The following is a 14,521-nucleotide window of genomic DNA, read 5'->3' on the forward strand; positions in this document are numbered from 1 at the left end:
ATTCTCATGTCTTGGACGCGTGGACCGGAGCCAAATCCGGCCCGCAACGGATCGTCTCAGGGAAATCCGGGTGTGGCAAGGCATTCGAGGCCCGGAACGGAAAAAGGCCCGCGCCGAGGCGCGGGCCTTTCCATCCGGACGGATGAAGTCCGAAGATCGGGTCTTAGTTGACCGGATCGAGCACGAGTGCCGCGCCGCCAGCGGCGACGTTGAGGCCGATCTGGCCGGTCACGCTGATCGGCTGCAGGGCGATCGAGCCGCGCGTGCCGCCGAAGAGGATATTGGTGCCGACGCCGGCGCCGACCGTCGCCTCGGCTGTGGCGCCGAGATACAGGCCGCCGAGCGAACCACGATGATAGCCGGCGGTCGGTGCGAACACCGCCCAGATCAGGCGGCCCTGCTGGGTCCAGCCGAGATCAACCCCGAGCTTCTTGATGTTGCCGGTGTAATCCTCGGGAGCGCCACGATTGGGCTTGAAGGTGCAGGCAACTTCCTTGGCCGAAGCGATGATGTAGCCGAGGCCGGAATTGATGTCGCAGGTCAGCATGCCGATGCGGATGCCGTTGCGGCCATCTTCGTAGACCGGGGCGGCGACAATATCGGCAGCCTTCGCCACGCCGAGGCCCGCGAGCGTCAGAGCGGCGGCGGTTGCAAACAGCTTAAGGGAAACAAACTTGGTCATAACGAATTACGCCTTTCGTGTTACGGACCGGCATTGTCGCGTTTGCCGGCGTTAGAGGGTCCGTCGATGGGGGCGATGGAACCTTGGGAGACGATCGGACTACGAACACGACAACGGATCTTGCGCGAGTTCGATCCTATCGACATAGGACTTAGCTCCGTCATGACAAACGTTTGATGGCGGCGCAAGTGAAGAGGCTCACAAGCCTTGATGTTCGGTTAACGCAACTGGAGCATTTTTATGCTGACTGCCTACGCGATGTCCGAAGCCGGCCTGGCGCCGATTCCGGCCGAGGCGGCTTCGTCCGGTGCGACCGCCTGGCTCGATCTGTTCGATCCGACACAGGACGAGGAGCATGCTGCCGAAGCCTATCTCGGCGCGCTCGTGCCCACGCGGGAAGAGACGCAGGAGATCGAGTTTTCCAGCCGCTTTTACGTCGAGAAGGACGTTGTCTTCATGACGGCGAGCGTCATGGCCGGCCTGGATGTCGGCCATCCGAAGCTGACGCCTTTCACCTTCGGGGTCGGTAAATCGAAGATTGTCACGCTGCGCTACGAGGATATGAAGGCTTTTCGCCAGTTTCTCGCCGTCGCGCCGAAGCCGGGAAGCGGCTGCGAGACGCCGGCCGGCATCTTCAACGGCCTGCTGGAATCCTTCATCGGCCGGACGGCAGACGTGCTGGAGTACATTTCCCAGGCCGTTGACCGTATCAACAGCGAGATCTTTACCCGCAAGGCCAATGAGCGGATCCGGTCCAAGCGCCTTTCCGTCCTGATCGGGGCGATCGGCATGCAGGGCGACCTTGCCTCCAAGGCGCGCGAAAGTCTTGCCTCGCTGGAGCGGCTCGCCCAGTACGCCTCTGCCATGCTGCCCGACCAGGCTCTAAAGAATGGCAACGGCGCCCGTCTAAAACTCGCGCTCCGCGATGTCCGCTCGCTCGAGGACCACGTCAATTTCGTCCTGAACAAGATCACCTTCCTGCTCGACGCGACGCTCGGCCTCGTCGCCAACCAGCAGAACCAGGTGGTGAGCGTGCTGACGGTGGCTTCCACCATCCTGATGCCGCCGACGCTGATCGGCACCGTCTACGGCATGAATTTCAAGGACATGCCCGAGCTTGGCTGGGGCTATGGCTATCCGCTGGCGCTGGCCATCATGGCGGTGTCGGCCCTCGTGCCGTTTTTCTACTTCAAGCGGCGAGGCTGGCTCTGACCCGGCGGGCTGTGCGCTTCTTCGGAGAGGCGGTGATATCTAGAGATAGGGCGTCAGCAACCGGGTCGCCGCGTCGCGCAAGCGCACGACCAGCGGCCGGGCGCGCAATTCCTGGATCGCTATCGTCCGGCCCAACGCCAGCTTGGCGTCGATGATCGTGTCGATCAGGGCGGCGAATTCGAGGTCGTAGGCCTCGACGTTGAATTCGAAATTGAGCCGCAGGCTCCGGGCGTCCCAATTGGCGCTGCCGAACATCACCCAGGCGCTGTCGACCGTCATCAGCTTCGAGTGGTCGAAAGGCGGCTCGGCGCGACGGATCACGACGCCGGACCGGATCAGGGGCGCCAACGAGGCGTTCATTGCCCAATCCATGTAGAACTGGTCGGATTGCTCGGGGATCAGGATCTCCACCGCGACGCCGCGCAGCGCTGCCAGGATCAGCTGCGAATTGATGCGGTCATCCGGCAGGAAATAGGGCGTGACGATGCGGATGCGCCGCTCGGCGCGGGCGATCGCCGCGGCCATCGTCCACATCAGCTTCTCGTTGTCCTCGTCCGGTCCGCTGGCGATGCCGCGCGCGGGGATCGTGCCGGCGGCCCGGATCTCGGGGAACCACGCGGGGCCCCCCAGCAATTCGTCGACGGTAAAGGCCCAGTCCTCGGCGAAGGTTTCCTGCAGGTGGGCGACGACCGGCCCCTCGACGCGGAAGTGAATATCCTGGACCGCATGGCCGGCCGGGATGCTCGCTACACGATAGAGATTGCCGGCGCTGATGTTCATGCCACCGGTAAAGCCGTGGCGGCCGTCGACGATCATAACCTTCTTGTGGTTGCGCAGATTGATGAAGGACATCTTCCAGGGCGCCACTTCATGCAGGAAGCGGGCGCTGGGTACACCCGCCGCCATGAGGCGGTCATAGGCGGGGTTCTTCAGATAACCGCTGCCGATGCCGTCCAGCAGGACCCGCACGGCGACACCGCGCTGATGCGCGGCGATCAGCGCGTCGATGATCGGGCCGCCGCCGAGGTCGTCATGGAAGATATAGCCGGCCAGGGCGACGCTGGCCTTGGCTGCGTCGATGGCGCGGATCATTTCCGGATAGGCGACATCGCCGTCCACCAGCGGCGTGACGGCGTTGCGCGACAGCAGGGAGCGCCCGGTAATCCGCAGGCCGAATTGCGCCAGCGGTTCCAGATGCTCGTCATCGCCCTGGCCGACATCGCTGGGCGCCAGCGCGTATCGCGACTTCGGCGGGTCGACGTTGTCGCCCGGGTTGGACAATTTGATCGCCTTGCGGCGGACGCGATTGACGCCGAGCAGGACGTAGAGCAGGGGGCCGATATAGGGCGACAGCCAGGCGAGGCCGATCCAGCCGATCGTCGATTGCGGATTGAGCCGCGTCAGCAGGGCATGGATCGTCACCGCCGTCGCGAGGATGACGTGCAGGAACGAGAAGAACAGCGCGACGTGATTGGCCGTCATTGCCGATCGCCGCGTGGTTCAGCCGACAAGGAGTCGCAATCAGGGCGCACCATTCACCTCCACGACATTGCGGTCGGGATCGCGCAGGTAGAGTTGAGGGAAGCCGGCGGCTCCGTCGCGCAGAACATAAAGGCGCATCGGGTCGTTCTCGTCCGGGCCTTCATGAAAGCCCTGCGCCAGCAGGTGATCGAGGATCCCGTAGAAGTCGCGCGTGTGAAACGAGAAGTGGACGTCGTTGTTATCGATGGCTTCGTTCGCGCGAAAAGTGCCTTGCGGATAGAGGATCAGATGGATCTGCAGGCCGTGGCAGGCGAGCCAGGCGCCCTGTGTCTTGAACGGCGGGCGCGCCAGCCGCTCGAGCCCGAATGCCCTCTGATAGAAGGCCACGGAACGCTCGAGGTCAGTGACGACGATCGAGACATGGTGGATGCGCAGATCGAGCATTCCGATAGTTCCCCCGGGATCGGATGATCAAGCCTTGTGGACGGCTTTCGTCGGAGGATAGGGCCAAGCCGCGGTCCTGTCTTGCGGCATGTTGGAAGCCGTCGTCGCGCCTCTGGATATCGCGCGGGATGAGGCTTCCCCCAAAACGGAAACGGACGGCCAGGGGCCGTCCGTCTTTGTCAGTCGCGGTCTCGTGGTGTTGCCACGGGCCGGCTTGTACTGGGTTCGAACGCCTTAGCGGAGGTTGCCGCAGAAGCGCTGGATGCGCGTGCAGGCTTCTTCCAGCGCCTCGGTCGAGGTGGCGTAGGAGATGCGGAAATAGGGCGCCAGGCCGAAGGCCGAGCCCTGGACCACGGCCACGCCTTCCTCTTCCAGCAGAGCCGTGACGAAGTCGACGTCCGTCTCCAACAGCCTGCCGCCGGCCGTCGTCTTGCCGAGCGTGCCGGCGCAGGACGGGAACACGTAGAACGCGCCTTCCGGATTCGGGCAGACGATGCCGTTTGCCTGGTTCAGCATCGAGACGACGAGGTCGCGGCGCTTCTTGAACAGCTCGGCGTTCTTCGGGATGTAGTCCTGCGTGCCGTTCAGCGCCTCGACCGCCGCCCATTGCGAGACGGAGGAGGGGTTCGAGGTCGACTGCGACTGGATCGTGCCCATGGCCTTGATCAGCTCGGCCGGGCCGCCGGCATAGCCGATGCGCCAGCCGGTCATGGCATAGGCCTTGGAGACGCCGTTCACCGTCAGCGTGCGGTCATAGAGCTTCGGCTCGACCTCGGCGATGGTGACGAACTTGAAGTCGTCGAAGACGAGGTGCTCGTACATGTCGTCGGTCATGATCCAGACATGCGGATACTTGAGCAGCACGTCGGCGAGCGCCCGGAGCTCGGCAAAGGTGTAGCCGGCGCCGGTCGGGTTCGACGGCGAGTTCAGCAGCAGCCACTTGGTCTTCGGCGTGATCGCGGCTTCGAGGGCAGCGGCGTTGATCTTGAAGCCCTGGTCCTGCGGGCCGACGATCTCGACAGGCGTGCCGCCGCCGAGCGCTACCATCTCCGGATAGGACACCCAGTACGGCGCCGGGATGATGACCTCGTCGCCGGGGTTCAGCGTCGCCATCAACGCGTTGTAGAGCACCTGCTTGCCGCCCGTGCCGACCGTGATCTGGTTCGGGGCGTAGCTCAGGTTGTTCTCGCGCAGGAACTTGGCGGCGATGGCAGCCTTGAGCTCCGGGATGCCATCGACGGCGGTGTACTTGGTCTTGCCGTCGCGGATCGCCTGGATGGCGGCCTGCTTGATGTTTTCGGGCGTATCGAAGTCGGGCTCGCCGGCGCCGAGGCCGATCACGTCGCGGCCAGCCGCTTTCAACTCGCGCGCCTTGTTCGTGACCGCAATGGTCGCGGACGGCTTGATGCGGGCGAGACTGTCAGCGAGGAAGGCCATGTTTCCGGGCTCCGAAGGTGGAAAAACAGAGGGAATTCTGCGGCGCGGAACCTAGTCCGGGAGGCCGGGGATGGCAAGCGCTGCAATAGCGCCTTCGGCCCGTCGACCCACCGCAAACCGCCGGTTCGCGCCACGCAAAATTGTTTTGAACCTTTTTGCGCGGGGCTTACGTATCTTCAGCGGGGCAGAAGATCGGAATGGAGACCAAGATGCTCATTCGTCGAAAGCGTGGCTGGGAGATTCCCGAACATCGCGCCACTCCGGAGGCGATCTTTCTCAATCGCCGGGAAATCCTCGCCGCCGCCGGCCTTGGGCTTGCCGCGACAGCCCTGCCGGGTTTTGCCCGCGCCAATGATGCGGATCCGAGCGCCGGGCTATATCCGGCCAAGCGAAACCCGCGCTACACGATCGCGCGCGACGTGACGCCGGAGAAGATCAACGCCCACTACAACAATTTCTACGAATACAGCACCGACAAGGATCTGGCCGATGCGGCGCAGGCTTTGAAGATCCGTCCCTGGACGATCCAGTTCGGCGGGCTGGTTGAAAAAGAGAAGACGGTCGATATCGATGACCTGCTGAAGGCGATGAAGCTGGAGGAACGGCTCTATCGCCATCGCTGCGTCGAGGCTTGGTCGATGACCGTGCCATGGACCGGCTTTCCGCTTGCCGACCTCGTCGCCTTCGCCAAGCCGCTGGCGAGCGCGAAATACATCCGCATGGAGACCTTCATGGATCCGGCCATGGCACCGGGCCAGAACCAGCCCTTCTATCCCTGGCCCTATGTCGAGGGGCTCTCCATGGCCGAGGCGAACAACGAGCTCGCCTTCATGGTGACGGGGGCCTATGGCAAGCCGCTGCTGAAGCAGATGGGGTCGCCGATCCGCCTGCATACGCCGTGGAAATACGGGTTCAAATCGATCAAGTCGATCGTCAAGGTGAGCTTCGTCGAGGAGCAGCCGGTGAACTTCTGGCAGCAGCTGCAATCGTCGGAATATGGCTTCTGGGCCAATGTGAATCCCGAAGTGCCGCATCCGCGCTGGAGCCAGGCGTCGGAAACCGTCATCGGCACCAGCGAGCGCGTCCCGACCCAATTGTTCAACGGCTACGGGGAATATGTGGCGGGGCTGTACAAGGGCATGGAGAGCGAGCCGCTCTATATGTGAGCATGCCTGATTTATGAGCAGGCATGCGTCGTCCCGCACCGACGGATGCTGGCCGCCAAAAGAGGCTCCAGAAAAGAAAAGGCCGGGCACTCTTGCGAGGCCCGGCTAAGTCTTTGTTGCTGCGGCAGGGAAATGCGCAGCAAACACCTTCCAGAGGGGAACAGCTGAGGTCGAACCCATCGCAGGGAGGAGGGAGCAACGGGCCCAACGCATCAACTGAGACACGTATATGGATGCCTCAGGCTGCCCAATCAACCGGCACCACTGCATCACAGCTATGCAGTTTTGAAGGGGCGCAACGATTGGTTCGTCCGGTGCGGAATATATAGCCAGAACGGCGTTATAGACCCGACGTCACGCAAAGAAATTCCGCCATTTGCGCCAAATTGGGAATGGAGGAAAAAGCAATAAAAATGTCGGGCAAATCTGTCCCGACATTGTCATGAAACTGTGCCTGAATTTGAGCCGGATTGGCTCAAAACTGCCAGTTCTGAGCTTTCGCCAGCATGAAATCGCGGAAAGCCGTGACGCGTGCCGAATTCTTGAGCTCGGACGGATAGCAGAAATAGGTCGGGAAGCTCGGTACCTGCGCTTCCGGCATCAGCTTCACGAGCGAGGAGCCTTCCTCGATCATGTAGTCCGGCAGGATGGCGATGCCCGTGCCGCGCTCTACGGCAGCCTTGATTGCATAGATGTTGTTGATTCGAACGACCGGCTCACGCGGGTTGTCGGCCGAGCGGCCGGCGATTTCCAGCCAGTTTACGTCGCGGATATTCGGCGGGACCGGTACGCCAAAGGTGACGATGCGGTGGCCTTCCAGGTCGTCCAGCGTCTCGGGTTTGCCGAAGCGCTCGACATAGGCGGCCGAGGCGTAGACGTGATAGTGCGCCGTGAACAGCCGGCGCTGGATCAGGTCGGGCTGGACGGGCTGGCGCAGGCGAATGGCGACGTCAGCCTGGCGCATGGTCAGGTCCAGCTCCTGATCGTCGAGGATCAGGTGCAGGTTCAGATCCGGGTGCAGGTCGACGAATTCGTTGATGCGCTGGGTCAGCCAGGTCGAGCCGAGCGCCACGGTCGTGGTGATGCGCAGCGTGCCGGTCGGCTTTTCGCGGGAATCGGTCAGGCGGATTTTCACGCCTTCGAGCTTCTGCAGCACGTCCTGCGACGTGCGGTAGAGCAGTTCGCCCTGTTCCGACAGGATCAGCCCGCGGGCATGGCGATGGAAGAGGGGGACGCCGAGATCCAGCTCCAGCGCGCCAACCTGGCGGCTGACGGCCGACTGGCTCATGCCCAACGCCTCGCCGGCATGGGTGAACGAGCCAGCCTGTGCGGCCGCGTGAAATATTCTCAGTTTGTCCCAGTCCATGGTTGGACAGCCCCCTGCAGCACCAGCCCGATATTGTTGTTATTCGGCGGCGGCTGCGGATTCCATCACAACCGGATTGATCGCCAGCCAGCGCTCGGCTTCGAGCGCTGCCATGCAGCCCTGTCCCGCCGCCGTTACAGCTTGGCGGAACGTTTCGTCCGTCACGTCGCCGGCGGCATAGACGCCGGGAATGCTGGTCGCCGTCGAGTCCGGCGCCGTCCAGATATAGCCGGACGGCTTCAGATCGAGCTGACCCTTAACGATTTCGACAGCCGGCGCGTGGCCGATGGCGACGAACACGCCATGCGTCTCGCGCTCGCTCGTCTTACCCGTCACGACATTGCGCAGCTTTACGCCCGTCACCGAAGGCGGGAAGCCCGTCTTGCCGATGACTTCGTCGATGACCGTGTCCCAGATCACTTCGACATTGTCGAGGCCGAACAGGCGGTTCTGCAGGATGCGCTCGGCGCGGAAATGGTCGCGGCGATGGACGAGCGTCACCTTCTTGGCGATATGGGCGAGGTAAAGCGCTTCCTCGACGGCGGTATTGCCGCCGCCGACCACGAAGACTTCCTTGTTTCGGTAAAAGAAGCCGTCACAGGTCGCGCAGGCGGAAACGCCAAAGCCCTTGAATGTCTGTTCGCTGTCGATGCCGAGCCATTTGGCCTGCGCACCGGTGGCGATAACCAGCGCGTCGGCCGAGTAGATCTCGCCGGAATCGCCCTTCAGGATGAAAGGGCGCTGCGAAAGATCGACCTCGACGATGTGGTCGCTGACCATCTTGGTGCCGACATGCTCAGCCTGGGCGCGCATCTGCTCCATCAGCCAGGGACCCTGGATGACGTCGGCGAAGCCCGGATAATTCTCGACATCGGTTGTGATGGTGAGCTGGCCGCCGGGCTGGATGCCGGCAATCAGCATCGGCTCCAACATGGCGCGGGCCGCATAGATGGCGGCGGTGTAGCCGGCAGGGCCGGATCCGACGATGATGAGCTTTGCGTGCTGCATGATGGGCCAGACATAATGTCGAGACGTGCGCTTTTGAAGGCCGCGCCTCTGGATGGATGTGCGTAGCGCATGCCATGATACAAGCTATGCGATCTTGTGCGTTCTCGCGAACAATTGTTTCCGAATCATGGCAATTGGGCCAGACTCGAATATCCGATTGCCGACCGGCATCCCCGGCTTTCTTTCCCATTAAAGGCTCTTTAGCCGTGAGGCACGCGTGAAAGCCCGTTTAGACGCGATCGACTGGAAGATCCTGAAGGAGCTTCAGGCCGACGGTCGCATCACCAATGTCGAGCTGGCCCGTCGCGCCGGCATCTCCGCGCCTCCCTGCCTCCGCCGCATGCGCGCGCTGGAGGAAGCGGGAATCATCGAGGGCTATCGCGCCCTGGTCGATGAAGGGGCGCTCGGCTACGACGTCACCGCCTTCGCCATGATCGGGCTTTCGAGCCAGGCCGAAGCGGACTTGACCGCCTTTGGCGCGCGGGTGCGCGACTGGTCGATCGTGCGCGAGTGCTACATGCTGTCGGGCGAGGCGGATTTCATCCTGAAATGCGTCGCGCCGACGCTGAAGTCGTTCCAGGGCTTCATCGAGGAACTGACGTCCGCCGCCAACGTCGCGAGCGTTCGCACCACTCTCACCATCCGCCGCATCAAGGACGAGCCGCTGGTTCCTATCGAGTAGGGGAGAGCTGCCTGGCAGCTGCCCTCACTCGATCTTAGCTTTTCTTGCCGGTTGCCGCATAGCGCCAGAAAACTTCCTGGGTGTTGGAGACGGCGGCGAGAAAGCCCTCGCGGCCGTCGAGAAAGCCGCGTTTGACGACATAGAGCCGGATGAACATCCAAATCGCGCGCTGCGTCGCCTTGCCGACGCCGCCGTTTCTGCCGTTGAGCCGTCGTTGCTCGGCTCCCGAAAGCGCATAGCGGTGCTGCTTGTCCAGGACCTCGTCGAGATCGCGATAGCTCTGGTGCGGCATGTCGGTGGCGAGATCCCCGACGGTGCCATCGACGACCAACGCTTCATGGACGAGATCTTTGGTGAAGCGCGCGGCATCGCGCCGGGCGAGGCGCAGATGGCGATCAGGATACCAGCCGCCATGCCGCAACGGTTTGCCGAGAAAGCTGTTGAGCCGATTGACGCGGTAGCCGGCGGCGGCCCTGGTTTCGATGGCCGCGCGGATTTCCGCGGCGAGGGCATGGGGGATCACCTCGTCGGCGTCGATCGAGAGTACCCAGTCACCGGTCGCCGCATCCAGTGCGCGCTGCTTCTGGGCGCCGAAACCGGCCCAGTCAGTGCGTATCAGGACACGACATCCCTTCGCCTCGGCGATCGCGACGGTGTCGTCGGTCGAGCCGCTGTCGACGACGACGATCTCGTCGCAGAACGCCAGCGAGGCGAGGCAGGCCGGCAGGTCGCGGGCTTCGTCTTTGGCAATGATGATTGCCGAAAGGCGAGTGGGGGTCGTGCTGGACGACGTCATGGCGACTCCGGGTTGCAGGCCCTGTCAGATACGAAAAAGCACCGGGCCTTGGAAGCCCGGTGCTTGAGGATCGGCTCGGCAGGTCAGCCTAGCGGAATGAGACTTCAAGCACTTCGTAGGAACGATCGCCGCCGGGGGCTGTGACGGCCACCGTGTCGCCGGCGCTCTTGCCGATCAACGCGCGGGCGATCGGCGACGAAATCGAGATGCGACCGGACCGGACATCGGCTTCGAGGTCGCCAACGATCTGATAGACCCGTTCTTCCTCGGTATCCTCGTCGATCAGCTTCACCGTCGCGCCGAACTTGATCGTCGTGCCCGACAGCTTGCTGACGTCGATGATTTCGGCGCGCGAAAGCTTGTCCTCGAGTTCCGCGATGCGGCCCTCATTGTGGCTCTGCGCTTCCTTGGCCGAGTGATATTCGGCGTTCTCCGAGAGGTCGCCATGCGCGCGCGCTTCGGAGATCGCCGCGATGATACGGGGGCGCTCTTCCGAGGTCAGACGTTTCCGCTCCACTTCGAGAGCCGCATGACCGCTGATGGTCATCGGAACCTTTTCCATGGTCTTTCTGGCCTTTTCTTCCTTCTTGGCCTCGGTTCCCAAATGGGCCGAAGCACAATAATTCAGACGCCGGTGCCCGAAGGCGCCTGCTCCTGATTTCAAAAACCGAAAGAACGCGTCGAAGCCGACGCATTCTCTGTCGGGTTGCCCGAGGCAAACTGAGCCTTCAAGTGTCGTCCACGATTGCGGCGAGCGCAAGGGGAATGCTCACGGGGCGGAACCCGGCCCGTGAGCGGTCAGGCTTACTCGAAATAGGCCTGCAAGGGGCGCACTTCCAGAGTTCCGGTCGCATAGGCTTCGATGCCGAGCGACGCGGCGATGGCGCCCGAAAGGGTCGTGTAATACGGCACCTTGTGGAGGAGGGCGGCGCGACGCATCGAACGGCTGTCACCGAGTGCGCGGGCGCCTTCGGTCGTGTTGAACACGAGCTTCACATCGCCATTCTTGATGGCGTCGACGATGTGCGGACGGCCTTCGGCGACCTTGTTGATCTTCGCGCAGGTGATGCCGTTCTCAGCGAGGAAACGCTGCGTGCCGGTCGTCGCGATGATCTTGAAGCCGAGGCTTTCGAGGCGACGGATCGGCTCGAGAATACCGGCCTTGTCCGAGTCGCGCATCGACACGAACACGGTGCCAGCGGTCGGCAGCGTGCTGCCGGCGCCGAGCTGGCTCTTGGCGAAGGCGACCGCGTAATTGTAGTCGAGGCCCATGACCTCGCCGGTCGAGCGCATTTCCGGGCCGAGCAGCGTATCGACGCCCGGGAAACGGGCGAACGGGAACACGGCTTCCTTGACGGCGATGTGATCGCGGCGGCCAGCCTTGAGATCGAAGCTCTCCAGGCTTTCGCCTGCCATGACGCGAGCGGCGATCTTGGCCACTGGCAGGCCGATCGTCTTGGCGACGAAGGGCACCGTGCGCGAGGCGCGCGGGTTCACTTCGAGCACGTAGATGTCGCCGTCCTTGATCGCGTACTGGACGTTCATCAGGCCGCCAACCTCAAGCGCCAGCGCGAGCTTGCGGGTCTGCTCCTCCAGCGTCGCGATCATCTCGGGGCTGAGCGAATGCGGCGGCAGCGAGCAGGCGCTGTCGCCCGAATGGATGCCGGCCTCTTCGATGTGCTCCATGATGCCGGCGACGAACACCGTCTTGCCGTCGGACAGCGCATCGACATCGACTTCGATCGCGTCGGAGAGATAGCGGTCGAACAGCAGCGGGTTCTTGCCGAGCAGCGTGTTGATCTGGCCGGTCTTGTCGTTCGGGTAGCGAACCTTGACCTCGGCCGGCACGAGCTCCGGCAGCGTGCCGAGCAGGTAGTCCGACAGCGTGTCGTCGTCGCGGATGATCTGCATGGCGCGACCGCCAAGCACGTAGGACGGGCGCACGACGAGCGGATAGCCGAGATCGGCGACGATCAGGCGGGCCTGCTCGACCGAATAGGCGATGCCATTCTTGGGCTGGCGGATGCCGAGCTTGTTGAGCAGCTTCGAGAAGCGGTCGCGGTCTTCGGCCAGGTCGATCGCGTCTGGCGAGGTGCCGAGGATCGGCACGCCGGCCTCTTCGAGGGCGGCTGCGAGCTTCAGCGGGGTCTGGCCGCCGAACTGGACGATGACGCCGTGCAGCGTGCCGTTCGACTGCTCGACGCGGATGATCTCCAGCACGTCCTCGGCCGTCAGCGACTCGAAGTAGAGTCGGTCCGACGTGTCGTAGTCGGTCGAGACGGTTTCCGGGTTGCAGTTGATCATGATCGATTCGTAGCCGGCATCCTTCAGCGCGAAGGCGGCATGGCAGCAGCAATAATCGAACTCGATGCCCTGGCCGATGCGGTTCGGACCGCCGCCCAGGATGATGACCTTCTTGGCGTTCGAAGGCTCGGCCTCGCTGACCGGCGCGCCGGTGAACGGACCTTCATAGGTCGAGTACATGTAGGGCGTCGGCGAGGCGAATTCGGCCGCGCAGGTGTCGATCCGCTTGTAGACCGGATGCACGCCAAGTTCGTTGCGCAGCGCCTTGACGGCGCTCTCGGCCTGGCCGGTGATGTTCGCCAGCCGCTGATCCGAGAAGCCCATCGCCTTCAACCGGCGCAGCGCACCGGTCGTCTTCGGCAGGCCGTGCGCGCGGATCTTCTGCTCGGTGTCGATGATGCCCTTGATTTCCTTGAGGAACCACGGGTCGATCTTGCAGATGTCGTGCACCTGGTCGACGGAAATGCCGAGGCGCATGGCCTGGGCTGCCTGCAGCAGGCGATTGGGCGTCGGCGTGCCGATGGCGGCGCGGATGGCGTTCGCGTCATCACCCTGGCCGAGGCCGGGGATCTCGATCTCGTCGAGACCGGAAAGGCCGGTTTCCAGACCGCGCAGCGCCTTCTGCAGCGATTCCTGGAAGGTGCGGCCGATCGCCATGACTTCGCCGACCGACTTCATCGCGGTGGTCAGCACCGGCGAGGCGCCGGGGAACTTCTCGAAGGCGAAGCGCGGGATCTTGGTAACGACATAGTCGATCGTCGGCTCGAACGAAGCCGGGGTGGCGCCGCCGGTGATGTCGTTGTCCAACTCGTCGAGCGTGTAGCCGACGGCGAGCTTGGCCGCGACCTTGGCGATCGGGAAGCCGGTCGCCTTGGAGGCGAGCGCCGAGGAGCGCGACACGCGCGGGTTCATTTCGATGACGATCAGCCGGCCATCGGCCGGGTTGACAGCGAACTGGACGTTGGAGCCGCCCGTCTCGACGCCGATCTCGCGCAGCACCGCCAGCGAGGCGTCGCGCATGATCTGGTATTCCTTGTCGCTCAACGTCAGCGCCGGAGCAACCGTGATCGAATCGCCGGTGTGGACGCCCATCGGATCGATGTTCTCGATCGAGCAGATGATGATGCAGTTGTCCTTCTTGTCGCGGACAACCTCCATCTCATACTCTTTCCAGCCGAGAACGGATTCCTCGATCAGGACTTCGTCGGTTGGCGACGCATCGACGCCGCTCTCGACGATCTCGATGAATTCTTCGCGCGTATAGGCGATGCCGCCGCCGGTGCCGCCCAGCGTGAAGGACGGACGGATGATGACGGGCAGGCCGATTTCTTCGAGCGCGGGCAGGGCTTCGGTGAGCGAATGGGCGAGGCGCGAACGCGGCGTCTCCAGCCCGATCTTCGTCATCGCATCGCGGAACCGCTCGCGGTCCTCGGCCTTGTCGATCGCTTCCGCCGTGGCGCCGATCATCTCGACGTTGAACTTGTCGAGCACGCCCATCTTCTTGAGCGACAGCGCGCAGTTCAGCGCGGTCTGGCCGCCCATCGTCGGGAGCAGCGCGTCGGGGCGCTCCTTCTCGATGATCTTGGTGACGATCTCCGGCGTGATCGGCTCGATGTAGGTCGCGTGCGCCAGATCCGGATCGGTCATGATCGTTGCCGGATTGGAGTTCACGAGGATGATTCGATACCCCTCGTCCTTCAGCGCTTTGCAGGCCTGGGTGCCGGAGTAGTCGAACTCACAAGCCTGGCCGATAATGATCGGGCCAGCTCCAATGATCAGGATCGATTTGATATCTGTACGTTTCGGCAATTTCGTCTCGCGCGTAGCAAAAAACCCGAAGCGGTGATCCGCGCGGGCCATCAAGCAGGGGGCGTGTAAGGCTAAAGCGGGCTTATAGGGGAAAAGGCAGGGTGGGGGAACCCCTGCAGGCAACTGTGTATGG

The 14,521-nt window shown here is 63.2% G+C and carries 12 protein-coding genes; 3 read left to right on the forward strand and 9 right to left on the reverse strand.

All coding sequences use genetic code 11. The features are described from left to right. Window positions 1-163 precede the first annotated feature (163 nt). On the reverse strand, window positions 164-682 hold the full coding sequence (locus OSH12_RS07415; RefSeq protein WP_266342888.1) for a DUF992 domain-containing protein: 519 nt from the start codon (window positions 680-682) through the stop codon (window positions 164-166). Between the two features lie 240 nt (window positions 683-922). Between OSH12_RS07415 and OSH12_RS07420 the strand changes: the two genes are divergently transcribed. Then, window positions 923-1,894: a magnesium transporter CorA family protein gene (locus tag OSH12_RS07420; protein ID WP_266342889.1), complete on the forward strand. Its 972-nt coding sequence runs from the start codon at window positions 923-925 to the stop codon at window positions 1,892-1,894. A 39-nt stretch (window positions 1,895-1,933) separates the two neighbouring features. On the opposite strand, the gene OSH12_RS07425 is transcribed toward OSH12_RS07420, so the two are convergent. The 3 genes from OSH12_RS07425 to OSH12_RS07435 all read right to left on the reverse strand — a co-directional run bounded on the left by OSH12_RS07425 (window position 1,934) and on the right by OSH12_RS07435 (window position 5,257). After that, the gene (locus OSH12_RS07425) at window positions 1,934-3,376 is read right to left on the reverse strand and encodes a phospholipase D-like domain-containing protein (RefSeq protein WP_266342890.1); all 1,443 of its coding nucleotides are present in this window, start codon (window positions 3,374-3,376) and stop codon (window positions 1,934-1,936) included. 39 nt (window positions 3,377-3,415) lie between these two features. After that, window positions 3,416-3,820, reverse strand: coding sequence for a VOC family protein (locus OSH12_RS07430; protein ID WP_266342891.1), 405 nt, complete (start codon window positions 3,818-3,820; stop codon window positions 3,416-3,418). A 234-nt stretch (window positions 3,821-4,054) separates the two neighbouring features. Next, window positions 4,055-5,257 carry a pyridoxal phosphate-dependent aminotransferase gene (locus tag OSH12_RS07435; protein ID WP_266342892.1) on the reverse strand — a complete coding sequence of 401 codons (1,203 nt, stop codon included), beginning with the start codon at window positions 5,255-5,257 and terminating at the stop codon, window positions 4,055-4,057. Between the two features lie 209 nt (window positions 5,258-5,466). Between OSH12_RS07435 and msrP the strand changes: the two genes are divergently transcribed. Then, window positions 5,467-6,423, forward strand: coding sequence for a protein-methionine-sulfoxide reductase catalytic subunit MsrP (msrP, locus tag OSH12_RS07440; protein WP_266342893.1), 957 nt, complete (start codon window positions 5,467-5,469; stop codon window positions 6,421-6,423). A gap of 475 nt (window positions 6,424-6,898) precedes the next feature. Here the strand turns inward: msrP and OSH12_RS07445 are convergent, their stop codons facing one another. Further along, the gene (locus OSH12_RS07445) at window positions 6,899-7,789 is read right to left on the reverse strand and encodes a LysR family transcriptional regulator (protein ID WP_266342894.1); all 891 of its coding nucleotides are present in this window, start codon (window positions 7,787-7,789) and stop codon (window positions 6,899-6,901) included. A gap of 39 nt (window positions 7,790-7,828) precedes the next feature. Further along, complete coding sequence (gene trxB, locus OSH12_RS07450) at window positions 7,829-8,797, reverse strand: thioredoxin-disulfide reductase (RefSeq protein WP_266342895.1); 969 nt, start codon at window positions 8,795-8,797, stop codon at window positions 7,829-7,831. A 217-nt stretch (window positions 8,798-9,014) separates the two neighbouring features. Between trxB and OSH12_RS07455 the strand changes: the two genes are divergently transcribed. Further along, entirely contained in the window at window positions 9,015-9,479 is a 465-nt protein-coding gene (locus OSH12_RS07455; RefSeq protein WP_266342896.1) for an Lrp/AsnC family transcriptional regulator, read from the forward strand. Window positions 9,480-9,513: 34 nt separating this feature from the next. On the opposite strand, the gene OSH12_RS07460 is transcribed toward OSH12_RS07455, so the two are convergent. The 3 genes from OSH12_RS07460 to carB form a co-directional block, all read right to left on the reverse strand. Next, window positions 9,514-10,275 (reverse strand): glycosyltransferase family 2 protein, encoded by a 762-nt coding sequence (locus OSH12_RS07460; protein WP_266342897.1) that lies wholly within the window; start codon window positions 10,273-10,275, stop codon window positions 9,514-9,516. A gap of 88 nt (window positions 10,276-10,363) precedes the next feature. Beyond that, entirely contained in the window at window positions 10,364-10,837 is a 474-nt protein-coding gene (greA, locus tag OSH12_RS07465) for a transcription elongation factor GreA (protein ID WP_266342898.1), read from the reverse strand. Between the two features lie 242 nt (window positions 10,838-11,079). Continuing rightward, window positions 11,080-14,388: a carbamoyl-phosphate synthase large subunit gene (carB, locus tag OSH12_RS07470; RefSeq protein ID WP_266342899.1), complete on the reverse strand. Its 3,309-nt coding sequence runs from the start codon at window positions 14,386-14,388 to the stop codon at window positions 11,080-11,082. Window positions 14,389-14,521: the final 133 nt, after the last annotated feature.

The sequence above is a fragment of the Kaistia terrae genome, from assembly GCF_026344005.1.
Classification (GTDB): domain Bacteria; phylum Pseudomonadota; class Alphaproteobacteria; order Rhizobiales; family Kaistiaceae; genus Kaistia; species Kaistia terrae.